The 24684-nt window shown below is 44.7% G+C and carries 21 protein-coding genes, 3 tRNA genes and 1 pseudogene; 4 read left to right on the plus strand and 21 right to left on the minus strand.

Translation table 11 applies throughout. The features are described from left to right. Positions 1–40: 40 nt before the first annotated feature. The 6 genes from NIA71_RS06275 to NIA71_RS06300 form a co-directional block, all read right to left on the minus strand. On the minus strand, positions 41–832 hold the full coding sequence (locus tag NIA71_RS06275; RefSeq protein WP_253019948.1) for an aspartate/glutamate racemase family protein: 792 nt from the start codon (positions 830–832) through the stop codon (positions 41–43). Further along, positions 825–2465 (minus strand): L-serine ammonia-lyase, iron-sulfur-dependent, subunit alpha, encoded by a 1641-nt coding sequence (locus NIA71_RS06280; protein WP_253019949.1) that lies wholly within the window; start codon positions 2463–2465, stop codon positions 825–827. The genes NIA71_RS06275 and NIA71_RS06280 overlap by 8 nt, the downstream gene beginning before the upstream one ends. A 375-nt stretch (positions 2466–2840) precedes the next feature. Further along, positions 2841–3218: a GNAT family N-acetyltransferase gene (locus NIA71_RS06285; RefSeq protein WP_253019950.1), complete on the minus strand. Its 378-nt coding sequence runs from the start codon at positions 3216–3218 to the stop codon at positions 2841–2843. Between the two features lie 361 nt (positions 3219–3579). Then, a complete protein-coding gene (locus NIA71_RS06290) occupies positions 3580–4182 on the minus strand; it encodes a hypothetical protein (RefSeq protein ID WP_148396348.1) in 603 nt (200 codons plus the stop codon). Then, positions 4179–4817 (minus strand): CatA-like O-acetyltransferase, encoded by a 639-nt coding sequence (locus NIA71_RS06295; RefSeq protein WP_253019951.1) that lies wholly within the window; start codon positions 4815–4817, stop codon positions 4179–4181. Before NIA71_RS06295 ends, NIA71_RS06290 begins: the two co-directional genes overlap by 4 nt. A 204-nt stretch (positions 4818–5021) precedes the next feature. Next, positions 5022–6161: an AraC family transcriptional regulator gene (locus NIA71_RS06300; protein WP_253019952.1), complete on the minus strand. Its 1140-nt coding sequence runs from the start codon at positions 6159–6161 to the stop codon at positions 5022–5024. A gap of 142 nt (positions 6162–6303) precedes the next feature. Between NIA71_RS06300 and NIA71_RS06305 the strand changes: the two genes are divergently transcribed. Further along, positions 6304–7119, plus strand: a complete 816-nt coding sequence (locus tag NIA71_RS06305; protein ID WP_253019953.1) for a C39 family peptidase — start codon at positions 6304–6306, stop codon at positions 7117–7119. Positions 7120–7128: 9 nt separating this feature from the next. On the opposite strand, the gene NIA71_RS06310 is transcribed toward NIA71_RS06305, so the two are convergent. The 5 genes and pseudogenes from NIA71_RS06310 to NIA71_RS06330 form a co-directional block, all read right to left on the minus strand. Further along, entirely contained in the window at positions 7129–8610 is a 1482-nt protein-coding gene (locus NIA71_RS06310; RefSeq protein ID WP_253019954.1) for a GntR family transcriptional regulator, read from the minus strand. A 235-nt stretch (positions 8611–8845) separates the two neighbouring features. Beyond that, positions 8846–9367: pseudogene (locus NIA71_RS06315) on the minus strand (ATP-dependent 6-phosphofructokinase); the annotation flags it as partial. Then, positions 9364–10653 (minus strand): aspartate aminotransferase family protein, encoded by a 1290-nt coding sequence (locus NIA71_RS06320; RefSeq protein WP_253019955.1) that lies wholly within the window; start codon positions 10651–10653, stop codon positions 9364–9366. The gene NIA71_RS06320 and the pseudogene NIA71_RS06315, both read right to left, overlap by 4 nt. Beyond that, positions 10654–11631, minus strand: a complete 978-nt coding sequence (locus NIA71_RS06325; protein ID WP_253019956.1) for a transketolase family protein — start codon at positions 11629–11631, stop codon at positions 10654–10656. It abuts the gene before it with no gap. Further along, positions 11624–12487, minus strand: a complete 864-nt coding sequence (locus NIA71_RS06330) for a transketolase (protein ID WP_253019957.1) — start codon at positions 12485–12487, stop codon at positions 11624–11626. The genes NIA71_RS06325 and NIA71_RS06330 overlap by 8 nt, the downstream gene beginning before the upstream one ends. Positions 12488–12778: 291 nt before the next feature. Here NIA71_RS06330 and NIA71_RS06335 point away from each other — a divergent pair, with 291 nt between their 5' ends. The 3 genes from NIA71_RS06335 (at position 12779) to NIA71_RS06345 (ending at position 15740) form a co-directional block, all read left to right on the plus strand. Next, complete coding sequence (locus NIA71_RS06335; protein ID WP_148396339.1) at positions 12779–13873, plus strand: TRAP transporter substrate-binding protein; 1095 nt, start codon at positions 12779–12781, stop codon at positions 13871–13873. Positions 13874–13959: 86 nt separating this feature from the next. Further along, on the plus strand, positions 13960–14472 hold the full coding sequence (locus tag NIA71_RS06340; RefSeq protein ID WP_253019958.1) for a TRAP transporter small permease: 513 nt from the start codon (positions 13960–13962) through the stop codon (positions 14470–14472). Continuing rightward, positions 14469–15740 (plus strand): TRAP transporter large permease, encoded by a 1272-nt coding sequence (locus NIA71_RS06345; RefSeq protein WP_253019959.1) that lies wholly within the window; start codon positions 14469–14471, stop codon positions 15738–15740. The genes NIA71_RS06340 and NIA71_RS06345 overlap by 4 nt, the downstream gene beginning before the upstream one ends. Positions 15741–15811: 71 nt before the next feature. Here the strand turns inward: NIA71_RS06345 and NIA71_RS06350 are convergent, their stop codons facing one another. The 10 genes from NIA71_RS06350 to NIA71_RS06395 all read right to left on the minus strand — a co-directional run bounded on the left by NIA71_RS06350 (position 15812) and on the right by NIA71_RS06395 (position 24681). Further along, a complete protein-coding gene (locus tag NIA71_RS06350) occupies positions 15812–16702 on the minus strand; it encodes a helix-turn-helix domain-containing protein (protein ID WP_148396337.1) in 891 nt (296 codons plus the stop codon). A gap of 407 nt (positions 16703–17109) precedes the next feature. Continuing rightward, positions 17110–17185: transfer RNA gene (locus tag NIA71_RS06355), tRNA-Met, on the minus strand. Between the two features lie 20 nt (positions 17186–17205). Continuing rightward, positions 17206–17294: transfer RNA gene (locus NIA71_RS06360), tRNA-Leu, on the minus strand. 200 nt (positions 17295–17494) lie between these two features. After that, a tRNA-Asn gene (locus NIA71_RS06365) sits at positions 17495–17569 on the minus strand. Between the two features lie 526 nt (positions 17570–18095). Continuing rightward, complete coding sequence (locus NIA71_RS06370; protein WP_148396336.1) at positions 18096–18878, minus strand: DUF2238 domain-containing protein; 783 nt, start codon at positions 18876–18878, stop codon at positions 18096–18098. Positions 18879–18892: 14 nt separating this feature from the next. After that, positions 18893–20122: a hypothetical protein gene (locus tag NIA71_RS06375; protein ID WP_148396335.1), complete on the minus strand. Its 1230-nt coding sequence runs from the start codon at positions 20120–20122 to the stop codon at positions 18893–18895. A gap of 9 nt (positions 20123–20131) precedes the next feature. Further along, positions 20132–21628 (minus strand): B12-binding domain-containing radical SAM protein, encoded by a 1497-nt coding sequence (locus NIA71_RS06380; protein WP_253019960.1) that lies wholly within the window; start codon positions 21626–21628, stop codon positions 20132–20134. Between the two features lie 13 nt (positions 21629–21641). Continuing rightward, positions 21642–22514 carry a radical SAM protein gene (locus NIA71_RS06385; RefSeq protein WP_148396333.1) on the minus strand — a complete coding sequence of 291 codons (873 nt, stop codon included), beginning with the start codon at positions 22512–22514 and terminating at the stop codon, positions 21642–21644. Positions 22515–22529: 15 nt separating this feature from the next. After that, the gene (gene argS / locus NIA71_RS06390; RefSeq protein WP_148396332.1) at positions 22530–24245 is read right to left on the minus strand and encodes an arginine--tRNA ligase; all 1716 of its coding nucleotides are present in this window, start codon (positions 24243–24245) and stop codon (positions 22530–22532) included. Then, positions 24238–24681: a DUF523 domain-containing protein gene (locus NIA71_RS06395; RefSeq protein ID WP_253019961.1), complete on the minus strand. Its 444-nt coding sequence runs from the start codon at positions 24679–24681 to the stop codon at positions 24238–24240. Before NIA71_RS06395 ends, argS begins: the two co-directional genes overlap by 8 nt. Positions 24682–24684: the final 3 nt, after the last annotated feature.

A 24684-nucleotide genomic window follows, 5' to 3' on the forward strand; every position in this document is an offset into this window, starting at 1 on the left:
TCTACACCTCCTTGAATTTGAACTATAACTGTTTCAGTTTTTATATAAATCCGCCGTAGTGACGCTGCGTCACTGTGTTGCACAGGAATTTCACCATAGTCGTCGCGTCAAAAATTGGCAGGTTGACCGCCTCCTGAATTGCGGCCGTATACGGAGGAATATCCGTACATTCCATTAAGAACGCGCCTATTTCAGGATGTTCCTTTTTCGTTTTGACGGCCAGTTGGACCAATTCGTCTCTTACTTTTTCGCCATCGAATTCCCCTGCCTCTTCTTGGGTTAACTTATTGAATTCCGGGCATTCCGCCGAAGCGCCTACAATAACGCAACGTTCAAAATTCTGTTTGCTCACCCCGCAGGCTTCAAATAAATCGTAAGTCAATCCCGGACCATAGGAGCAGATCAGACCTAAGCTCTGGTCCGGTTTGAGAGAAACCGTAATCCACGGCACCTGAATCACGGACGACATGTAGACTGGTATCTCCACTGCGGCAGCGACTTCTTTTTGGTATCTTCCAAAATATCCGCAATCAGCGAAAATCAGACGGCATCCATCCTTTTCCAATCCTTTCGCCGCTTCAATGAGCAAATTCACCACTGCTTGATCACCTTCATGCACGACCCGTTCTACGCTGGCTCCCGGCACTTCCACATATCGTACTGGAAAATCAAAGGTCCATCCGTTTGATACATGTCCGGGAGGACACGGCATCCATGCATCAAGCACGATCATGCCCACCGGCTCGCAGGTTCCCATTCCGCCTTTGTTGCAGCTATAACGAATTTGTTTGCCCGGTTCTATGTAACCATAGTGTCTGAAATAATCACTCATTTCCCTTTTTTCCTTTCTCAGATTTACATGACTTGCACACATCACATTCATCTCCAACATAAAACTTCTTTTGCATTTCTTTTTCAATGCGCTGCCCCGTCGGCGTGATGCACAAACCGCCCAGCATTGTAGCGCGCAATTCTCTTGCCATCAGTTCTCCGCAATTCATCATTGCCTGAATGGTTTCATCGAGCGGGACCACACCGTCGAATCCACCGACAGCCAGCTGCGCGCTTATGATGGCATTGGATACGGTAGCCGCATTCCTGCTGATACAAGGGATTTCCGCGCATTCGCCCAGGGCATCACAAACAAGACCCAATAGATGCTGAAAGGCAAGGCTTGCGGCGTTCAAAGCCTGGTCAGCGGTTCCGCCCAGAAGATGCACGCCTGCTGCCGCCGCCATAGCGCTGGCAGACCCGTTTTCCGCCTGACATCCGGCGACCTCTGCGGCAAAGGTTGCCTGCTCTGCGATGAATACACCGATTAACCCTGCGCACATTAACGCTTTCACCAAGTCCTGCTTATCATAGTTTCCTTTGTTATATGCGGAAAACAAAATACCAGGCAGAACGCCGCAGGATCCCGCGGTCGGTCCGGCCACCAAAATGCCCAATGCAGCATTGCACTCCATTACTGCTACCGCATAGATGCAGGCTTCTGCGATAATTCCTGTATCAAACCATTTTCCTTCTTCATATGCCTTCTTAAGCTGCGCTGCCTTGGGTGTCAGAAAACCGCTCAGTTGGAAATCGCTTTTTATCCCGTAGGCCACGGAACCTCCCATCCGATCTAGCAGCATTTCTGCAAAATTTAAAACCTCTTCACGAGACCAGCCCGTGCGTTCTTGTTCATACAAAACAGCCGCTTCCCATAAGGGAATATCGTGGGTCTTCAAATACGCTTGAAGCTCCGCTGCCGTAGAATAGCTCACCTTTACATCCGGCTTATCTACTACTGGCATGACTGGATCCAAAATTCTTACTCGGTCCCCGTAATCTTTTATTTTCTCTTGAATCTCGTTTTTGACTTTTGCGTCCAAAATGGCATATACTCTGATTTCGGCCAGCGCATCCTCCGGTTCTGTGATTACATCAAACGGTATCTCTCTGTTTCGCAGAATTTCGGTAATTGTATCGATACATTCGGGTTTTTCATCCGCCATAACGATGATCTCTGTCGTTGATCCTTTCAGGCTGACTGCAATATCATTGATGCTAATGATCTCTATGATCGCGCCTCCAAGAGAAACGCCTTCCATTTTTACCTTCTCGCCGTCCCTTCCGGTCATGCTGATTTTAATTAAATCAGGGTGTATGACTTCCACATCTTCTACGACAATGGAAACGGAAATCCCCGCGGCCTCCGCCTTTTCGTAGCTTTTCAAAAAGTCTTTATGGGTCAGATCCATGCCCAAGATCCCGGCCACAATGGCTATGTCCGTCATCGATCCTCTGTAAGATTCTCCAAATCCGCCATCCCTTGCAAAGCGGATCTCAATTTCTTTCACATCTTCCATCAGCATACCGGCCATGCGCCCGACTCTTCCCGGTCCTGCAGTAGCGGAGCTGGACGGCCCCGTCATCACCGGACCCAGCACGTCATTGAATATACTTGCATAATAACGGCTCATATCTAACCTCCTAATATAATCGTGCTCAAATTTATTTTTCCAACGTTTAACCAGTATTACGATTTCATGACTTTCACCTCCAAATTTTCAATTCCGAAACAATCTCCTTCCATCCTCCACGTCCCTGTCCAAATAATTGGTCATTATCATTTAATATTTTGTTCTCATTGTCGACATATCATCTATATTGTCGACAACTCAAATTTATCATCTTATACTGCATTTGTCAATACAAATCATTTGAATTATCTGAATTTTTTATACAAAATAGCAGGACACGATGAAAGGCGATATTTTGTGTAATGAAAAAGCCCGAAACACCTTGGTGTTCCGAGCCAAATACTCATTGGGGCGAATGTCAAACAACTATTTTTATCATTCTGGTTCTATTATATAGGATTGCAAACTCTTTTTACATCCATTTTTTTCATAGAAATGTTCCAGCCCCGGCTGGGCGCCAAAATACAGCATGGTTGGGGTATTGTCTCTGACAAGCTGAAGAAGTCTGCTGCCGATTCCCTGTCTCTGGTACTCCGGAAGAACCAGCAGCTCTGTAATTGTTCCGAAGTAATAGCCGTCTGTAAGAATTCGCAGGCAGCCCACAAGTGTTTCATCATCATAAGCAGTGATATTCAATGTTTTCGATAGTGCGGCCTGCGTTTTATCCGAGTCATACTCTCCCGGCCATATTCCGTTTACAAACGGAATAAATGTGGAGGAGCTGAGATCTTGATCATTTATTTTATATTTCATTGATTTTACACCTTTCTAGCTTCCGATTGATCAAATGCGAATAAATATATGAATAGCCATTCCATCTCTGCATTTTTTAAATAAGATTCATCCTCATCAGCTAACTTTTTTAGTTTCCTTTCTCGAATATATAGTTCAATCGAAAATATCGGTATTGGCGAAGAACGACCTCCATTTTGACACTTTTTTCATGCAGACTTAAAAACAGAGCAGCAACTATCAACATTACAGCCTATTTACAAGAATTATGATACTGGATGTTTTCACGGCTTTCTTTCTGGCGATACAGCTCGCAACGTATCTCTATTTTTTATAGAACCCTGGCAAATCCAATATTTTCTGACAATGAGAAGTGTATCCATCACCTTTCAAACCGAACAACATAAGACCCCAGAATTTGTTCGCAGTTTATTGATGCTGCCGCTTGCGCCGAAAGTTCCTGCCTCTCGTAAGTTTGCTGGGGCTCCGTTGGACAGGCTGGCACAGATTTGCCGCCAATGCTTATTCCGTGAGCATCGCCATCAGCGAATTTCCATTCAAATTGACAGTCACAGAATTCTTTATTTTGATCGATCACCTCTGTTGTTCGAAAGTCTGTTTGTTCTCCGATGAAAAAGCAGCCGTCATTATCTTTTTCCGCCGGGCAGCCGCCTTCAACACTCACTCCAGTATAGGTGATTTCCAGAAACGGACACTGAAAAGTAACCGCGGCTCCACTTCTCTCATACGAAATATCTGTGGCAGGGCTTTTCCAATTGGCAATATTCAGCCAGCCCCGTTTGTTAAACGCTGCGACAGGCGTATTAAGTTCCACGTAAACAGTTTCATCTTTGTCAGTTTTTCGTATTTCCGCATTGATTCTCAACACTGGTCTGAGGGATTCAAACCCTTCCGGCAGCATGGCCCGCAGACGATCCTGCTCCACTTTATATGCCATTACAAACTGTTCCACTTTCATAGTCACTCTTTACTCCCTCTATCAAAAAATTCCTGCAATTTATCTACAAACTGTCCGATGTGCAGGCCATCCACAAAGGAGTGATGGGCCTGCACCGAGATCGGTATTAGAGTTTTCCCCTCTTTTTCGTAATATTTCCCCCAATCAAACAGGGGTGTTGCGTTATCTTTTTGCCCCGAATTGGTATGTGAAATATGGGTATAAGTAACCCACGGCATGGGGGAACATTGAAACACATCGTTTGCCAAAGGTCCTGTAAAATATTCCTTTTGTTCAGTTGCTGTTTTCATTGCCAATTCACAGTATGTTTTCAAGTCGTTTGTCATGGGCACATTGACGACCTTGAAGAGCTCCGTATCCTTGTTCAAATATGTGAACACCGTGTCAATCCGATCGAATAATGCGACCTTTCCACCTACAAAACGATAGCGAAAGGCTTCAATTTCATTTGCGCATTTACATACAGCGAAAACCATAGCCATGGTGAAAGAAAGCCCCTGTTTCTTGACTTTACGCCTGAAATTTGTAATGTCTGCTTCAAAGGTCACACAAAATGCAGGTTCGACGCTGTTCCTAAAAACCATGCAATGCATTGCGCGGTCCCATGTTTTTTCATCAATCAATTTGTATGTACTTTTCATTTCTTCCTCCTGTTCCGTCTATAATAAGAAATGGGCCAAGTCGAGTTTCTTTCACGATTCTATACCTTACGGCAACGCAGTATCAATGCTCATGTTCTCAATATGAGTCGTCGTAAATGCGCATCTTTGCGTAAAATCGAAATTTGTTAAAAATTTTCCGTAACGCGTCTATTGCTGAAGTAGTCAATTCGTCTCAGTACAGCCTCATTTCTTGATCTTTTTCCATCGGTATTTCTTATAATATTCCAGTGCTTCGATCACATATTCCTCTCTTTGCCACGAAGGCAAGTTTTCCGGGAAAAGCTTCTGCATCCGATCCTCCTGAAAAAGCGCGTTCTTTCCTTGGTCCATTTCTTTTACGTCCGGTTGATTTACTTTCATGTTTTGGGCAAGGGAATCTGCTTTTCGGGAATTAAGGGAAGGGATCCTGCTCATCAAAATCCTCATTGCCTGATCTTCTTGCACCTTCAACTGTTTTCTCTTTTTTATTTTAAACTGCTCTTTATATTTTGCGGGAGTCGCTTTATGCCACTCTTTAAAAAAGTGACTGAAATAACCAGGCGAAGAAAAACCACAAAATTCGCTTACCTGAGTCAGTGGCAGATTGCTTTCCAAGAGCAAGACTTCTGCGTATTCCATCCTTATATAATTTACAAATGTTTGAAAATTAAGTCCTGTTATACGTTTTAATAGATGTGAAACATAATAAGGGCTCAGATACACATGCTCCGCTGCTTCCTGCAGACTGATTTTGTTTTCATAATTTTGCCCGATATATTTGATTATCTGGTAGGCCCTCTTGATATCGAGTTCTTTTGCAGTTTCCTGGGATACTTTAAAGCAGTGGTTTTCGATGTAAAAGCCCTGGAATTCTTTCACCAGTGTATGGACCAACCGTTCCAGCATTTCCATTATATATGAGCGGTTCTTTTTTTCCTTTGCCGTTTCCAACATAATGCAGCCAAGAACATGTTTTAATAGCTCCACCTTGTTTTTTAGGCCGTATTCTGCGTCTTGAAAAGCTTCTGAACATTCTTCGCATGTAAAGACCATGATTTCAATATCCGGGTATAGATGCGAAAAGCAGGCCGCGTCCAAATGCATTACAACGGTCAGAATATCTTCTGTTGCGTTGTAGAATTGATGGAGATCCCGCATATCGATCAAAATTAAATCACCCTCGCTTAATTTATACTGACTATGGCGGACCTTCAAGCTTGTCGTTCCCCGAAGTACAAGAACAAGCTCCAGTTCTTTGTGGTAATGATATGGTTCTTCCAATACGGATTGAAATTCGATGGAAGCAGGCAGTTCTTCCAGATAATTGATACTTTCTAAGAGCATGTGATCACCCCTACTTGTAAATACAAAAAACTTATTTTTGTATGTTTGCGCAACAGGAATATTTTTCTGAGCAAAATCTTTCTTTTTTGTTGTGTATATTCATTATACAATATAACAAAACAAATTGATAAGGAGGTTACTTATGAAATCGAAAAAAGTTTTATTCGTTGTGTTGGCCTTGGTAATGGCATCCTTTATGTTAGCCTGTTCTGACAAAAGCACGGATTCTCAAAAATCGGCAGGTGCGGCGGATACGCCTTATGAAAAGCATCTGCTCCCAACGCCTGCGGAATATAGTGAGCTTGAAGGCGGAGGAGCTTCTTATGAATCGGTGGGTGACCATTTTGATACTCCATATTTTAAGATACTGGATGTCTATAACATGAAGTCAACCGATACTCTGACGATCCTTTCGAATTTTGCACCATATGAGGAAACAACTGAATACAGCTGCGGTGCTGCATCTGTATTTATGACGATGAATTGGCATGGGAATACGGATTATGATGAACGAACCATCGCTAAAATGGCCGGTACGACCGAAAAGGGCGTTGGAATTGACGGGCTTGAAAAGTTCTTTAAGAAAATCGGATGGAACTATGAGAGAAGTGTAAATGGAGAATACACCTTTGACTATGACGCTGACTGGGATAAAGCTACCGCTGATTTTACTGACTGGGTAACAGGCCATCTGAAACAGCAGCGCCCTATCATCGTCCAATGGTTCGATTATGGCGGACACTACATGAATATTATCGGCTATGACACAATGGGCACTGATGATTTTAGTGATGATGTTCTCATTTTCGGCGATTCTTATGATACGACAGACCATTATCAGGATGGATATTATATTATGGGAGCCGAACGATTCCTCTGCGATTGGTTCCAGCCCGCAAGACACGCTACTTCCGCGAATCTGGATCCACAGCCATGGATTATTGCATGGCCCAAGTAATAACTTCTATTACTTCCAAAGCATCGTCCCATCGTACACTTTCATGGCAGCCTCCCAGTAGCCCTGCCGCTTGCATGCGGACACCGCCATATGCCGAGTATAATCAAAGACCTCTTTCATCTTTTTCGCATAATGAGCAGGATCACTTTTCATCAAATAATTGGCTGCCTCCATACTCATTTGAAAAAGTTTATAGTCTCCAGGGGTCTTTTTTCGGTCAATCAGCTTTGGAATACTTCTTTCAATACGATAATTGGACTGTACCACTCTGTAAACAGCCTGTAATGTGTCATACTGAATATGCTCTACCAAAAAATCCAGCAGTACACTGGGAGAACTCTGGTACATATATCCGTCTTTCCAGAGTCGATTCAATTCATTCGAGAGCCAGCGGGCATCTTCCTGTAAAACATGAGCCGCCACATGGGCCGCCACGCCCTCAATGGTCATGGAAAGCAGTTCCATACTATCCACAAAACGCCGCACATGACAGGCGATCAATTCCGGATCGATTTGGATCTTTTTCAAATCATCCTGATTAATGGCTATAAATGTTCCTCTGCCCCGTACCGCTGTCACAACACCCAACCTCTGCAAAATCGAGATTGCTTTTGAAATTGTGTCGATGCTGACGCAGTAGTACTTGCTCATTTCCTGATACGGCGGCAAACGGTCACCCAACCGATATCGCCCCATAGCAATCAGTCCGATAATATCCAGATACACGCTGGAATATCGTTCCTGGGCCTTGCTGATCTGATGTTCCAACTCTTTTGCTTCGATTTGCAGCGAAGATTTGACTTCTAACTGACGCCCGGAAAGCTCCTCTCCATTTTCCGAAGGCAATCCATACAGCACAAACAGCTCGTCGAAGTGAACGCGTTCCGGCTCATCTCCGTCCTTCATTGTTTGCATCAAATTTTCCAGGCCTGTGCGATAGTTTTTTCTCAACTCAAAAGTCCCCGGCAACAGTTCCAGCCCTCCAAAACCTAGATGATCCACAATGCGTACGATCAAATCGTTTTCTGTTCTACAGATAAAAAAGCGCCAAAACCGATTGGAAAGGTTCCAGAATTCAGCCGGTTTTTGCGGATCCATTTTCTCTACAATTGCTTTGGGGATATCCCAGTCTTTTCCCCTACAAAGGCGGAGTCCCCTCTCATTGATCGGATAGCAGAGCAGAATACCTGTTTTTATAATATCATTGATCGACGCGGCATGCGCCATTCTATGAAAACGGGAATCTGCAGGTGCCGGCAGTCCTCCAGTATACGCATAAGAAACCATAGGCCGCTTTCGCTGCTCTGTTTCAACAAGGCCTTCCTCAATCAACATTTTCAATGCGCGGCGTATCGTTTTTTCCGAGGTCTGAAACTCCTGGCAGAGGTTCGCTCGCGAGGGCAGTTTTGTACCTTTGGTGAGCAAACCGGACATAATTTTATTTTTTAAGATCTGGTAGACCTTTTCATACATTACAACATCATTTTTCATTCAACTACCCGCCTATTGCTACATTATACAACATCTTAACAGGCATTTCACGTATTTTTGGAAAATGAAAAGGTCTTTCCTTTGTTGTTATGAACGCCATAGGTATTCCCCCTTATCCTTACTTTGAAAGAAAATCCGCTAATTCAATCAATTCCAAATTGCATATTGCCGGCATTTCCACCGCATCCTGTAAATCCATGCTTATCACCGTATCTTTCTGTATTCCGATTGCTTGACCACAATTCCTCCCCATAACTTCTACAATCGTTGTTCTGTCGTGTGAACTTGCCGTATCCTGTATTTTGCTGACTGCATCGAGAACTGTTCCCACGGCCGTATCAAAACCGATCGCATAATCCGTATATCCCATATCATTGTCGATTGTACAGGGAATGCATATGACGTTTATACCAAGTTTTTTCAATTCCAAAGCGCCATGAAAGGATCCGTCGCCGCCGCATATAATTAAGGAATCCATTCCATGAAGCCGCAAATTTTTCAAAGCGGCTTGCCTTCCTTCAGCCGTAAGAAACTCTTCACATCTGGCAGTCTTAAGAACCGTACCGCCTCGCTGCATGATATCTTCAACGGATTTGTAACTCATCAACTTCATTTCATCATTAATTAGTCCACTGTATCCGCGCTCAATTCCCATTACCTCCATACCGTATGTCATTGCGCAGTGTACAACCGTATGGATTACAGAATTCATGCCAGGGGCATCTCCGCCACTGGTTAAGATTCCGATTTTTTTCATGTATTACCCTCCTCTTTCAGCACATATTCCATAGCTTCTAACGTGCTGTCGATATCTTCCTTTTTATGGGCGTAGGAAATTGTAAGTCTCTTTGGCTCTGCAGGGGCCCAATAATGCCCTCTTTCGATCATTGCTTTTCGGAACGCGATTGACTTTTCAGCATCGCCGCGCAAAATGTCTTCATGGTTGTTAAAAGGCCCTTCTGCCCATATCGGCACGGAAATGGAACCATAGCCTATGACAGACACTCCCTGCTCATACTGATCAAAGAGCCACTGCATATTCTTGCGAAAATAGTCGCCCAACTCAAAGATAGAATCAAATACAGGCTCTTTTTCCAAAAAATCAATCGTCGCAATCGCTGCCGCCACACAGGCCGGATGGCCGTTTGTCGTTCCTTGAAAGCTTACATTGCCCTCAGAATTGGTACTGAATGTATTCATGATTTCATCCCGTCCCATAATGAAAGCGATTGGGTATCCGCTTCCAAGGGCTTTTCCCATTGTTGTTAAATCCGGAATCACTCCGCATATACCTTGATATCCGCCAAGTCCAACTCTGAAACCTGTAATGACTTCATCGAAAATAAGTACAATGCCATGCTCATCGCAAAGTCTCCTAAGTCCCTTAAGAAACTCATCCGATAGCTTTACACACCCCAGATTATGGGCGATCGGCTCGACGATCAGCGCCGCGACCTCACCTTTATTACGGTTCATCGTTCGTTCCACATTTTCCAGATCATTCAGCCTGCATACTAACGTAGCGTCAACCGCAGCATCAAACATTCCCGCTGAATTTGGATTGCGTTTATAAAGCATATCAGCCGGGGTATAGCAGTTTCTTAAAACATAATCATGCCACCCATGGAAACACCCTTGAAACTTTATGACCTTTTCACGTCCTGTGAAGGCTCTTGCAGCTCGGATCGCATGATAGGTAGCCTCTGAACCCGAACTGCATGCAAGCGCTTTGTCAGCACATGGGACATGCTTGCAAATACGTTCGGCTAATTCTATTTCAAGTTCTGTAACTCCGACGCCATACTGGTCATGCCTGTCAATTGACTCTATCACCGCATTCTTTACAACAGGACTGTTATATCCAAGAATATATGGTCCCCAGCATCCATTGTAATCGACATATTTTTTTCCGTCCCAATCCCAGAGATATGCGCCGTCGCCTTCTTTCCACATCATAAACGGTTCTATGTTGCGTATGGACGAATTAACCCCGCCCGGCATTACTGCTTTTGCCCGATCGATCATTTCCTGTTTGGTAAACATTTATTTTTCCTTTCTCTTCAGAACATTTAATGCTTTATCTGATATTTCCCTGAACGTAAGTCCAAATCTCTCCATAAGATAATCTTTTTTTCCAACCTCACCAAATATATCATCGACGCCAACGGCTTCAATCGGGCAAGGACAGTTGGCTGATGCGCAATCAGAGACTGCGCTGTACAGACCGTTAACGCTTCTATGATTTTCTGCGACCACAATCGCTCCTGTTTCCTTGGCGCATTTTATGACAGCTTCTTCGTCAAGGGGTTTAATCGTAAACATGTCTACCACGCGTGCATTTACTCCGTAACTTTTTAGCACATCAGCCGCTTTCAGCGCTTCCGACACCATCAAGCCGCACGCAATAATTGTCAAATCCTCTCCCTGTTTCAGCAAATTTGCTTTTCCGATCTCCAGGGTAAGGTCATCATGGTAAACACATGGTACCTGTTTACGCATGCTTCTTATATATACATTTCCATAAAGCTCGGCGCATTTTACCAGTATTTGTTTTAACGCCGCCGGATCTGCAGGCTCAACGACAATCATTTCAGGAATACTTCTCATGATCCCCATATCCTCAAACGGCATATGAGTCCCTCCATTTGCTTCTGCACCGATTCCTGCATCCCAGCCTATGATTTTTACATTTAATTTTGCATATCCGCATGATAAAAAGACTTGGTCAAAAACTCTTCTTGTGGCAAAAACGCCGAACGCATTTAAAAACGGAATTTGTTTTTCGGCTGACAATCCGGCTGCAACCCCTACGGCATTTGCTTCCTGTATCCCTATATTCATATATTGCTCAGGATAAGCCTTTTTAAAGGCTCCGGATGCCATCGATCTGCTGCAGTCAACATCCAGTACCATAATGTTTTTGTTGGCCGCCCCAAGTTCAAGCATTGTATCCGAATATGCCTCTCTCATTTCCCTATCACTCATGGCAGAATAGTCCGCCAAGCTAAGCACCTTATTCATAAGCCGCCTCCTTTTTCACGATTCCCGCTTCATATCTGCGATTGATTTCGGCCTCGGCCCGCTCTGCATCTTCCTTTGTAAAACTCATATGGTGGTTTGCTTGCGCTTCTTCCGCAAAGCTGCATCCGATTCCCTTCACCGTATCAAGGATAATCACCCTTGGTCCGCCTTCCTTCATGCTTTCTTGCGTGGCTTGAAGAACTTCATCAACATCATACCCTTTTACTGTTTTGCATTTCAGTCCAAACCCCTCAACCTTTTTCTGAAGATCAAATGGTTCGCATACCTCATCAAGAAAACCATCTAACTGTTTCTTGTTGTTATCTATATATACGGTCATATTATTCAGTTTTTGATGCGCGAGGAACTGAAAAGCTTCCCATACTTGTCCTTCTTGGAGTTCTCCATCACCTAATATGGTATAGACCCTTGATGAACTTTCTTCCTTTCTCAATGCGGCTGCCATTCCGCAGGCTACGGAAATTCCCTGTCCAAGGGAACCCGTGGACATGTCAATACCCGGCGTCCGGATCCTGTCGCAGTGACTTGGCAAATTTGTTCCTCCCTGATTGAGCGTGTCGAGCCATGTCATTGAAAAAAAACCGCTCAATGCGAGGGCTGCATACACCGCTGGGCCGCTATGTCCTTTCGAAACCACTAACCTGTCCCTATCTTCCCAATCAGGTCTATCCGAATCATATTTCATTATTTTTCCATACAATACGGATAAGACATCACAAATTGACATTGCACCGCCTACATGGCCGCCCCCGGCCCCAGCCATGCAATATAAAGCCTTGATCCGTATATCTGCTGCCAATCTGCGAAGCTCTTTATTTTCTGAATTTGCCATCATACCATCACATCCTTTCACTACAACAGAATATTTACAGGTAGATCATATCACGCAAAAATACGAAATTCAAGTCAAAAAATGAAAATATGCACATTTATTAAGTGTGACGCCTCAGCGAGCGCTATTCGAAAATAAATAAAATATGATAAACATTATTCATTATTTGTTTAAAATAGCACAATATTTCCGAAAAAAAGTAATTACTTTATTAAAATCACCAATAGAAATCATGCATCGCGCTTTACACTTATATTAAAATATGCTAATATAGAACAAATAACGGAGATCGTGATGAAAGACATTGCGTCTCAAACTCATTTATTTGCTTCAGTAAAAGTAATCATACTTAGGAGGAAGAAAATTATGAAAAAGAAAGTGTTAATGGCTATGATAACCGCGCTGTGTTTGGTAAGCAGCATCTTTGTCTTTACCGGATGCGGTGAGGATTCTTCAGAAAAAACTGCTTCCGGAGACACGATCACAATTAGACTTGCTTCAGATGAAACGAAGGACGTGCCAATCTCAAAAGCTACGGAAATTTTCGAGAAAGAAGTTGAGGAAAATTCAGGCGGGACAATGCAGGTTGAATATTACAGCGATTCGGCTATGGGCGACGAAAAGGAAATCGCTGAATCCATAAACATGGGTAACCTTGAAATGGGAACAATATCAGCGGCGTATATGGCAGCATATGACCCGAACTGGTATTCGATCGACTTACCGTATGTATTCGAAGATAGAGAAACTATGTATAGTATGGTTGATGGTGAATACGGTAAACTTCTCAGCGATGGCCTTTCTGAAAAATCAAAGATAAAATGCCTCGATTTCGCAGATGGCTCCTTTAATATTGTTCTCAATGTTAAAAAACCTATAACGAAGGTATCTGATATGGCCGGCCTCAAAATCAGGACCATGGATAGTCAGATGAATACGACGATTTATAATGCCTGGGGATCAACGGCCACCCCGATGGGAATGAGCGAAGTGTACACTGCGCTTCAGCAAGGTACAATTGACGGCGTTGATACATCTCCGCTTGCCATGGTAAGCAATAAATTTCAGGAATTAGGCAAATATTATACCATCAGCAACCATAAGGCCATGGTTCTTGTTAGTGTAATCAATGAAGATTTCTTTCATTCGTTGACTGAGGAACAGCAGCAGATCATCCTTGATGCCAGCCAGAAGGCATACAAGCAAGAAGAAAGAAATCTGATTCAAGATGCGGAAAAAGAATCGTTTGGCGTGCTCGATCAAGCAGGCGTTAAAAAAACAGAGCTTTCCAAGTCGGATGTTAAGACGTTCAAGGACGCCAGTAAGAGTGTATATGATGCGTACAGCGATAAAGTAGATAAAAAGCTTTATGAATTGTTAGGACTCTAAACGGCATATCGCAAAGCCAGTGTCAAATATTCATGTCAAGCATAGATGAGACGCTGGCTTTTCTAATATTTTAGAAGGAGGGCTGCATGAACACATTAAGGAAATACATAAATATCTATAACAACATTGAAAAATGGTTTCTGATCATAATGATGGCATTGATGGTTGTTATCATTTTTGCGCAAGTAGTAACGAGATATGTATTTGGGAATTCGTTGTTTTGGTCGGAAGAAATCGGTAAGTTTATTTTTGTGTGGATTTCATGGATTGGTGTTAGTGCAGGAATGGTGAATCATGAGCATATTCAGATTACAATTGTCTTGGATATTCTGAAAAAGAAAGGGTTTATACATGCACAAAAATTTATGGAACTTGTCGGAAATATCGCGTGGATGGTTACAAGCTTCATCATATTGGTCTATGGGATGGAACCGATCACCACACAGATGAATTCGGCCGTTGTCGCTGCGGCGACCGGTATTCCCATGTGGATCGTTTACCTTTGTCTGCCTATTAGCTCTGTGCTTGTATGCGCCAGATTAATAGGCGTCATTTATATGAATATCCATGATATAGTGAAAGGAGGAGAAACAGCATGACTGGCATGATGGTGATGTTTGGCGTGATGATGGTAATGATCTTTATCGGCATGCCAATTGGATACGCAATCGGTTTTTCTTCGATTGTCACATTTGTTTTCTTCTCCGATATATCGGTTTCTATTGTTCCGCAAAATGCCTTTACAGGGTTAAATTCATTTGTATTGCTTGCGGTACCCTTTTTCATATTTGCCGGAGTAATTATGAGCGAGGGAGGCATTGCAAAACGTCTTGTTGATATTGCAGATGCCATTGTGGGATTTGTAACAGGCGGCTTAGGGATTGTTGCAATACTGACCAGCACTTTTTTTGGAGCCATTACTGGATCAGGAAATGCTACGACATCAGCCGTAGGTTCGCTTTTAATTCCTGCGATGGAAGAAAAGAAATATGATCGCGTATTCAGCAGTACGCTATTAGCAGCAGCAGGTTCGATCGGAATCATCATCCCTCCCAGCATCCCCTTTGTCATATACGGGGTTGTAACCAGCACTAGTATTGGGGATTTGTTTATTGCCGGAATCATCCCGGGATTGTTGATGGCATTAGCGCTGATGATTACCTGTTTTATTGTTTCGAAAAAAAATCACTATGGAGGCAGCGATACAAGGCCGTCTATTAAAAATATAGCGATCTCTTTAAAAAATGGCATTTGGGCGCTGCTCGCACCGGTTATCATATTGGGCGGAATCTATACCGGCGTGTTCACACCTACGGAATCAGCGGTAGTTGCTGTTGTTTATTCGATTATAATAGGCGCGTTTGTCTATAAGCAGCTTACGCTGAAGAAACTGGCGGATGCGCTGTATAAAACCGCAATTCTCAATGGTGTAACGAGTTTTATCATGGGCTTTTCGGGAGCAATGTGCAAGTTTATAACAGTTGAACGCATTCCCGATGTAATCGTAGATGCTATTACCGGTATTACTACAAATAAAATCGTCATCCTGCTTATGATTAATGTCATATTATTGCTCGTTGGTATGGTAATCGACATTATACCGGCAATCATCATTATAGCTCCTATATTTTTGCCGTTAGTGGTTCAGCTGGGGGTTGGTCCTGTACAGTTCGGCGTTATTATGGCGATGAATCTTGGCATTGGCTTTGTTACACCGCCGTATGGTACAACCTTATTCGTTGCCTCCGCAATTTCAGGCGTAAAGGTGGATCGTATGTTTAAAACCGCATTTTTATTTGTCGGAGTGTTATGCATAGCACTGCTTCTGACAACATATATTCCGGCTGTAACACAGGTGCTTTTGTAAAAGTGAACAGTATTTTTAAGTGACTTTAAAGGGTGAAATCCCATTTCAGAGGATTCACCCTTTTTTAATGCTCATTCATTCGTTTGATTAAGCGTTTTTAGTGCTTCCGGAATCGTCAAAAGTTGTTTGTTTAATGTAGAATCAACCGAATCATTGTCGTCGTTTATATCGAACGGGTGCAGCTTACTAAATACGGTAGGGGGAAGTCCAACAAATTTTTTAAAGGTTCTGTTGAAATGATTTGGGTTTGTAAAGCCTACACGGTAACAGATTCGGTTCATGTCTATATCGCTATAGACAATATACTCGCAAGCTTTTCGAATGCGAACATAATTCAAGTAGTCAATTATGGTGATATCTGTGTCCTTCTTAAACAGTGAGCAAAGATAATTCCGGTTGTATCCCACATGGTCCGCCACATCGTCCAGATAGATGCGTTTCATATATTGCTGCTCGATAAAATCGATAGCTTTAATTGTAATTTTGTGAAAGCCTGCAGTATCTATAAGCTCTGAATTGGGAGCCTCTTCCACGTCATTTTTATTCGCAATGTGGACGAGCAGCGAGCATAAGAAGGCGTCAGTATTTCTTATATAGTAGCTGTCTTTCGATCTTCCATTGGCCACAATGCTGGGTATGATACTGCGAAAAAATTCATCTCCCACAAACTGCGGCGTTTCTAAATTCAAATGTTTCACAATATCCTCATCATGAATCAAAAACTTGATTTCATACGATATCAGCGTATTATCTTTTACCTTCTCCAGTTCATGGGGAACTCCGGGAGGTATGATATAGCACAAATCAGGCTTAGCATCGAAAACTTGTTCATGAATGATAAACGAACCATTGCCTTCCACAATATAAAACAAGTGGTAATAGTCATGCGAGTGTTTTTTTATTCCCCACCCGATCGGAAACTCAGCTTTCTCTGTCCAAAGGACCTTAGTTCTATTTTTCATTCTTACCCCTCTCAAAAAAAATACAATACATACAAATGATTGCAGTATTTATGTGTATTATACAATAAGAAATGAATATTTGCAAATCAAAGCGGAGTAACATTTGAGAGTCGAAACACTAAAAGTAGTTAGTTTTCAACGCATATCCGCTAAGTGCGTCATCTTGTCACGAAAGGCATTTTCTTATTATATGTTTATCGATGCATAGGAATATCCTGAATTGTCAAGCCGTCACTCAGCTTCAGTGCCTTTTATGCGCATCCTAGCCCAATTTGCACGGCAAATTGCGGCAGGTGCCATACAGAAAGCACAGGATTTCACATCCGTGGTGCTTTTTCAGTGGTTCGAATCCTCTCATTCATATGCATTAAAAAATCGCACTCTTGCAAGTGCGATTATTGAATGCTTGGTTGCGGGGACAGGATTCGAACCTGCGGCCTCCGGGTTATGAGCCCGACGAGCTACCAACTGCTCCACCCCGCGATATCAGATATGAAATTAATTGGTGCCGAAGACCGGGGTCGAACCGGTACGATCGGTAAGGATCACGGGATTTTAAGTCCCGCGTGTCTGCCAATTCCACCACTTCGGCAAGCCTTTCATTTGGCTTCCACCCTGCCGGGTTCTCGCCGTCTTTCGGAACTTCCAAAATTGGCTCCAAGGGTGGGGCTCACGCTTGCTTCGCAAGCTGAATACGCTTCACCGTGCTTACGCACTGTTCCGCGAAGAAATCTTCACTGAAGATTTCTACCCTCTCGGGTTCTCGCCCTTCTTTATCGGAACTTCCAAAATTGGCTCCAAGGGTGGGGCTCGAACCCACAGCCTACCGGTTAACAGCCGGTTGCTCCACCATTGAGCTACCTTGGAACATCTTTCCGCTCGTTCCAGCGACAGATATTATTATACAACAGTAAATAGGTTTGTGTCAACACATTTTTTAAATGAATTTACCTTTTTGTATAATTTCCTCGATCGCCGAAAACTGCCGACCTTACTAGGTTATCCACTTCGCTTGCTAGTATTCATAAAACACCAAAGCAAAGTGATTTTTTCTAAATGTCCCATCACCACCATAGCCAAAAAGTCTGTTGTTTTTGGTCAAATTTCAAAATTGGCCATTTACACAACAAAGAAACGAAAAAGACTCTTTTTTTATATCCAAAATACAGGCTCAGGGCCGCCAGCACGAGCAGCTTGAACACGAAAACGGCCGCTTCACCTGAAAACAGCGAAAATGAGGCTTGAACCCGTTGAAAACAGATACAAAAATCTGCAAAATCAATATTTTTATAGCAACACCAAAACCCGGATCAGCCAGTCAAGCCGAAGACAGCGTTCCTACCCTTTTGCGAAAGATCAGTCGGTAAGAAACCCGCAGAATCAGCCGCACATTTTATGCGGACTTGGACGACCGTTCCTTCTTATCCTGCCTCAAAGTCGGTATAAATCTGGCAGCAAACCCTTTGCCCCGATTCTTTATATAGACCAAGCCGAAAATCGAGAAGGTCACTGCGCCCAGGAAGTTTACGAACAAGTCGTGCATGGTATCATAAAGTCCGATATCCAGATATTTGTCCCAGACCTGGCCATTGACCGTTACGCTTTCCACATCCACATGAACCGGCACATTGGCGCCCTCCGGATTCAAGGCTACCGAATTAAAGGCGGTCAGCCAGGTGTCTTTTTGCATATCTTTACCAAAGAACATATCCATAGACCATTCAAAAAACTCCCACAGCACGCCGATCGTCATAGAGAAACAAAAGGCTACCATAGCCACAAAAGCCGGCGACAGATTCATAGAAACCTTTTCATGACGATTGAGGATATCGATCATGGCAAAACCAATCGCCGCAGCCAGAAAGCCGTTGAGCGTATGTAGCATATCATCCCAGCGGTCAAAGAGCACATAATACTCCCGCACTTCCCCCAGAATTTCGGCGGCAAAGATAAAGCAGATAATGATAATTTCAAGGGTATTGGGCAAAACAATATGCATCTTACTCGATAAAAATGACGGCAGCAAAAGCAGAATCAACGTTAACGCACAGGTAAACACATTGTCCCAATTATGGTTGAAAATCTGCGCGATCATCACCGCGATCACCAGCACCCGGATAACAATATAAACAATAACTTTTCCCCTGCCGGCCGGCTTTGTCTCTTGGTCGCTCACTTCGCGTCTCCTCCCTACCTATCCTTACGATCCAATCGCTTAATCTTTTTCTTTCCGGAATCCCTTGCCATTGGAAGTTCTTTGATTTCCTCAATGAACTCCGGCTTCTGATCCTTAGGCTCCTGCTCCTGCAGCTCTTTATCTTCCTTGGCGATTTCCTCTTTAAAGGCTTTTTGATCTTCTTGAATCGTTTTCTGTACCAGCTCAATCTTCTTTTCATATTTACGCCGGTTTTCACGGTCGCCCGACTCGGTGTAAATATCCACCAGCTCCTGCATGGTTTCAATGTGGCTGGCATTCATGGTCAGTACCTTTTTAAAGCTGGCGATGGCCTGACTCTTTTTCCCGGTCATCTCATAGGCAACTCCTAAATAATAATGGAGCGGCCACCAAGTGTTGAATTGGCTGTTTAAGAAAGGCTCCAGCTTTTCCCGGCCTTCTTCATAGCGTCCTGCCAAAACATCGTTATAGCCGCTTTCAATCTGAATGGGCCCCTGCAGCTGCTGTCTGCGCTTGCGTATTTCCTTTTTATCAGGTCCATTTTTGCTGAATCGCAGGAATTCTGCCCAGGTCAAATCCGCTTTTATGTAGAGGCCCATGTTGAGGTAAGCGTATCCCAGATAATAATAGGCCTGTGCAAAACGCGGATGAGTCTCAGTGGTAAGCTCGAAGAAATCCAGGGCCTCCGCTTTAAAGCGTCCGACATATTCTTCATTGCGGCTGTCCTGGTACATGGCCCTGCACGCCCGCGCATAACTGTACATGGCGTGAAGATAATCCGGTTTCATACACAAAGCCGCCCGGAAATGGATGCAGGCATCATCCATCGCACCCCGCTCTGCGGCGTCGCGGCCTTCCTTCATCATGCCCTCGTACAGCTTATAATTATAAATCCGGCTGAGGATCGCCACATAATCCTTGGTATGCTTGAAATGGGGATCGCAGCCCATGACCCAGGCCATATTTTCCGCAATGACCAGCATGGGCAGACCCTCTCCGCCGTCAAAAGCTTTCAAATCCTTTTTCCGCAGCGGGATCGGCACACCCTTCAGCAGATCGCCGGCCTTGGATTCCTCAATAAATTTGGGAGAAAATTCGTCGAACACAAACTTGCTCAGGTACTTTTTAAAATAACGGCCGATCCGGTCCTCCCTCAGCTGTATATCCGATTCAGAAGGATCTCTGACTACGGTCCTTGTAATGCCCATGGTCTGGGCCAGCGTTTTTTTCTTTTGTTCTGCCATATGTTCCACCTACAGGATTGTCCATCCCTTTCTAAAAAATTTTTTAACTGCATCAAAGTTCATGGTTTGCTTTAAATCCCGTTCCAGCAGCGGAAGAAACTGCTCTCCCCGCCCCATCGAGCCGAAGAACTGGAAAAGAATTCGGTAGAGGTCTTCCTTTTTGTGCGATCGGTGTTGAAACCCCTCTGCATAATAGTAACCCGCGAGAGCTTCATAAAAATCAAAGGGCGTTTCGGCGGTCGCTGAAACAGCCTCAGATAACGTATGTGCAAAGCCGCCCCGATTATAGTAAAGATCCAAAACCGTCTCAATTTGTTTCAGCCTGCACACTTCCTCCGCTGTAAGAAATTGATTGGAAATGATCTGATAAGGCGCTTTACTCATATAGACATATCCGTATTTTTTCTCATCCGCCCGAATGGAGGTTCCCTTTAAGAGCTTTAAAAATCCAAGCTGAAGGTTGTCTGCGCCCAGTGCGTAAACATCATTGAAGGATTTTCGGAAAATCCGGTAGTCCTCATAGGGAAGTCCCGCGATCAGATCCACATGAATATGGCTGTTTCCCAGCAAGACCAGCCTGCCTACGCTTGCTAGAACTGCGGCCGTATCGCTGGATCGTCTGACTGCTGAAAGGGTATCCCCATTGGTGGACTGGATCCCAATCTCAAATTGAAACAATCCTTCTCTGGCCTGGCCCAACACTAGAAAAAGCTCATCATCCAGCAGATCGGCACAAATTTCAAAATGAAAATTGGTCACACCGTTGTCCTGATCCATGAGAAATCGAAAGATCTCCAAAGTCCGGGCCTTATCCCAATTGAAGGTTCTGTCCAAAAACTTGACCTGCTTTACATTCTGGTCGAGAAAACAGCGCAAGTCGGCTTTTACCCGCTCCTCAGGCAGGCTGCGGATACGCTTGTCCAGCGAGGATATGCAGTAGCTGCACCCAAAGGGGCAGCCCCGCGACGATTCATAGTAAATCACCCGGTCCGTCTCGCAGGGAAACGTCTCATACGGGAACGGAATCTGCAGAAGGTTCACCGGCTCTGCCACGGGATTGGCATAAATCCGACCATGGCTCCGATACACCAGACCGGCAGCCTGATCAAAAGAAACATCTCCTGCCAGCGCCCGGCACCACTGGGGAAAGCTACCCTCCCCTTCACCGGTGAGAACAAAGTCCACCAACGGGTTATCCCGCAAAACCTGCTCCCCATCGTAGCTGACCTCCGGGCCGCCCAAAAGGATTTGGATTTGAGGGCGGGCCTTCTTCAGATCCGCCGCCAGCTCCAGTATTTTTTCGATATTCCAGATATAGCAAGAAAAACAGACTGCATCGTAATCCGCCGTCACCAGCTCGGTAAACACATAATCTCTGCTGTTGTTGATGGTATATTCCTTTATGTCCAGACCATCGCAGACGTGTTTTCCCGCCAGGTACAGATATTTTAAGGCCAGATTGGAATGCACATATTTTGAATTCAGTGTGGTCAACAGTACCTTCATGCAATTCCCTTCACTACAACATTCTGAAACGCTCATCCTTGAGCATATTGTGATCCTTCATCGCCCGTCTTAAAAGGCCAATCATCTTTTCTTTATCCTGCGGCAGATCTCCCCGCAGGGACACATAGTTGGATGCATGGTTGCTCCTGAACACGCACCGTCTCTTAACATCGATGTTTTTCAGCATCAGCAGCGTTTCCGCCACCACTTCTTCAGCGGTCAGCACTTGGAACTTGCCGGAACGGATATCTTTTTCCAAAGGAACGCCCGGTTCTACCATGAGGGTCAGAAGCCCCACATAGGAAGGTTCCATCTGGCTGATCATGGTCCCGGTCTGCACCGCATGATCCTCCCAGCCGTCTCTGCCGCCCATGCCGGAAATAAAGGTCACAGACGCCTTAATGCCCGAATCCTCGATCTTCCTCACTGCTTCAATGATCTCTGCCCGCGTCGCTCCCTTGCAGATATCTTTCAGCACCTGGTCGCTGCCGGACTCGGCGCCGATATAAATGATCTTAACACCATTTTCATAAAGCTCCCGCAGTTCCTCCGGCGTTTTATGAAGTACATCCTTGGGCGATCCGTATACGTTTACCCGTTCACATTCCGGAAACAGCTTCTGGATGTGGTTCAGAATGCGCAGCAGCTTGGCATTGCTCAGCGCAAGAGCATCGCCGTCGGCGAGAAAAATTCGTTCTACCCGCCGATACCGCTGGCGGGCCATATCCAAATCTTCCAACACTTCCTCCGGATTTCTCACACGGAATGTTTTATCCTTGTACATACTGCAAAAAGTACACTTATTATGGGAACAGCCGATGGTCACCTGGACGATCAGGCTGTACGCTTCACTTGGCGGTCTGAATATATTTCCTTCATATCTCATGAAACTCTGCTCTCCTTACATTTTTTCCGGAGCCTGGATGCCCAAGAGCCCCAGCCCGTTTTTAATGGTGTTCTTGGCCGCGATGACCAGCGCTACCTTGGCAATCTTTTCGTCCTCATTGTCCACCAGAACGTGTTCATCATGATAGAAACGGTTGAAAGCCTGCGCTATATTTACAATATGTCTGGTTACGATAGAAGGTTCGTATTTGTCTCCCGCTTCTTTGACTGCGGCCGGGAAAGCATAGATCAATCTGGCCAGGTCGTAAGCGCTGTCGCCGGTGATATAGCTGGTATCGATGTCCGCTGTCCGGGCTTTTTTTACCACCTCATCGCCGGCTTTTCTCAGCACGCTGGCAGCTCTGGCGTGGGTGTACTGGACATAAGGACCGGTCTCGCCTTCGAAGTTGAGAACTTTATCCCAGGAGAACACGTAATCTTTGATCCGGTTATTGGAAAGCTCCTGGAACATAACGGCGCCGATTCCGACCATCTTGGCCGTCTCTTCGATGCTGTCCGTATTGACATTCTTTTCCTTGATGATTTCTCTGGTCTGTTCCACGGCCCGGTTGAGCACATCCTCCAGGAATACCACTCTGCCCTCTCTGGTGGACATGGTTCCGTCCTCCAGACTAACAAGGCCGAAAGGAACATGCACGCAGTCATGGGCCCAATCGTAGCCCAAAAGCTCTACGATTTTAATCCACTGCTGGAAATGCAGGTTCTGCTGGGAAGCAACCACATAGATGTTCTTATAGAAATCATAATGCTCTTTTCTATAAACCGCTGCCGCGATATCTCTGGTGATATACAAGGTGGAACCGTCGGATTTGGTAATGAGCGCGGGCGACATTCCGTACGCTTCCAGATCGACGATCTGAGCGCCTTCTGACTCTTTCAGAAGATTAGCGTCCTTCAGCTCCTGGACAAAACGGGGCATCTTATCGGAATAAAAGCTCTCGCCCGCATAGGAATCAAATTCAATGCCCAGCATATCGTATACCCGGGTAAATTCTTTCAGACTTTCATCCCGGAACCACTGCCACAATTCCACTTCTTCCGGCTCGCCCTTTTCCAGTCTGGTGAAGATATCTCTCGCTTCCTGGTCCAGGCTGGGATCGTTTTCCACTTCTACATGGAATTTGGTATAGTAGGACAGCAAGGTTTTAATGGGCTCGTTAATAACGTCTTCTTTATTTCCCCATCTTCTGTAAGCACAGATCATCTTACCGAACTGAGTTCCATAGTCACCCAAGTGGTTGATCCGTACCGTATCATAACCCAGGAAATCGTAAATTTTATAGATCGAATTTCCGATTACCGTACTTCTGATATGGCCGATGTGAAAAGGCTTGGCGATGTTGGGAGAGGAATATTCGACAATGACCGTTTTTCCCTGTCCCGCGTCGCTGCGTCCATAATGATCGCCTTGTTCAATCACATCCCCCAGGGTATCCTTCACATAAACGTCTCTGGAAAGGAACATATTGACGTAAGCGTTCACCGGCTCCACTTTGGCGAAAATCGGATCATCGCTGATCTTTTGCGCGATATCCTTGGCGATCATAGGCGGAGCCTTACGCAGAATCTTTGCCAGACGAAAACACGGAAAGGCATAGTCGCCCATCTTTCCATCTGCGGGTACTTCCACCATATTCTGCAATTCTTCAGTTGTAAGACCTTCCACAGCTGTGCTCAAAAGCTGCGCGATTTTTTCTTTGTAATTAATCATCTTCTAGGTTCTCCTTTTCCGTAATAACATCGATGTGATGGTTCTTCAGCAGGCGTACCAGGTATCCGTCCCCGGCCGTGAGCCTGTCAGAAAATGTTCCGTCGTAAATCCGATCCCTTCCGCAAGAAGGGCTTTTGGCCTTGAGAATCGCCCCTTCAATGTTCTCTCCGGCATCAGAGGCCGCCTTCTTGGCCAGTTCCCAGCTCGCCTCCGCTCCCCGGGCAAATGCCTTTGTCAAGTCCTTTCCTTCACTGTCCAGGACTTTATCCGCGCAGATCTCAGCAGGGGGACGGGGCGCGGGAAGACCGGCCTGGGTTTCCGGGCAGACCGGCACATACGAATGGGCTTTGGCAAAATCCACCACCCACTGGCAGCGGTTGTTTCCGCCGTTATATTTACAGTTTTCGCCCAATAAACAGGCGCTGATCATATACATACC

The organism is Ihubacter massiliensis, assembly GCF_024125305.1.
In the GTDB taxonomy this organism is placed as follows: domain Bacteria; phylum Bacillota; class Clostridia; order Peptostreptococcales; family Anaerovoracaceae; genus Hominibacterium; species Hominibacterium faecale.

Bases quoted from the DNA above. Each gene is read 5' to 3' on its own strand.
- NIA71_RS06275 (WP_253019948.1), bottom strand. From the start codon at position 832: ATGAGTGATTATTTCAGACACTATGGTTACATAGAACCGGGCAAACAA.
- NIA71_RS06280 (WP_253019949.1), bottom strand. From the start codon at position 2,465: ATGAGCCGTTATTATGCAAGTATATTCAATGACGTGCTGGGTCCGGTG.
- NIA71_RS06285 (WP_253019950.1), bottom strand. From the start codon at position 3,218: ATGAAATATAAAATAAATGATCAAGATCTCAGCTCCTCCACATTTATT.
- NIA71_RS06295 (WP_253019951.1), bottom strand. From the start codon at position 4,817: ATGAAAAGTACATACAAATTGATTGATGAAAAAACATGGGACCGCGCA.
- NIA71_RS06300 (WP_253019952.1), bottom strand. From the start codon at position 6,161: ATGCTCTTAGAAAGTATCAATTATCTGGAAGAACTGCCTGCTTCCATC.
- NIA71_RS06305 (WP_253019953.1), top strand. From the start codon at position 6,304: ATGAAATCGAAAAAAGTTTTATTCGTTGTGTTGGCCTTGGTAATGGCA.
- NIA71_RS06310 (WP_253019954.1), bottom strand. From the start codon at position 8,610: ATGAAAAATGATGTTGTAATGTATGAAAAGGTCTACCAGATCTTAAAA.
- NIA71_RS06320 (WP_253019955.1), bottom strand. From the start codon at position 10,653: ATGTTTACCAAACAGGAAATGATCGATCGGGCAAAAGCAGTAATGCCG.
- NIA71_RS06325 (WP_253019956.1), bottom strand. From the start codon at position 11,631: ATGAATAAGGTGCTTAGCTTGGCGGACTATTCTGCCATGAGTGATAGG.
- NIA71_RS06330 (WP_253019957.1), bottom strand. From the start codon at position 12,487: ATGATGGCAAATTCAGAAAATAAAGAGCTTCGCAGATTGGCAGCAGAT.
- NIA71_RS06335 (WP_148396339.1), top strand. From the start codon at position 12,779: ATGAAAGACATTGCGTCTCAAACTCATTTATTTGCTTCAGTAAAAGTA.
- NIA71_RS06340 (WP_253019958.1), top strand. From the start codon at position 13,960: ATGAACACATTAAGGAAATACATAAATATCTATAACAACATTGAAAAA.
- NIA71_RS06345 (WP_253019959.1), top strand. From the start codon at position 14,469: ATGACTGGCATGATGGTGATGTTTGGCGTGATGATGGTAATGATCTTT.
- NIA71_RS06350 (WP_148396337.1), bottom strand. From the start codon at position 16,702: ATGAAAAATAGAACTAAGGTCCTTTGGACAGAGAAAGCTGAGTTTCCG.
- NIA71_RS06375 (WP_148396335.1), bottom strand. From the start codon at position 20,122: ATGGCAGAACAAAAGAAAAAAACGCTGGCCCAGACCATGGGCATTACA.
- NIA71_RS06380 (WP_253019960.1), bottom strand. From the start codon at position 21,628: ATGAAGGTACTGTTGACCACACTGAATTCAAAATATGTGCATTCCAAT.
- NIA71_RS06385 (WP_148396333.1), bottom strand. From the start codon at position 22,514: ATGAGATATGAAGGAAATATATTCAGACCGCCAAGTGAAGCGTACAGC.
- argS (WP_148396332.1), bottom strand. From the start codon at position 24,245: ATGATTAATTACAAAGAAAAAATCGCGCAGCTTTTGAGCACAGCTGTG.
- NIA71_RS06395 (WP_253019961.1), bottom strand. From the start codon at position 24,681: ATGTATATGATCAGCGCCTGTTTATTGGGCGAAAACTGTAAATATAAC.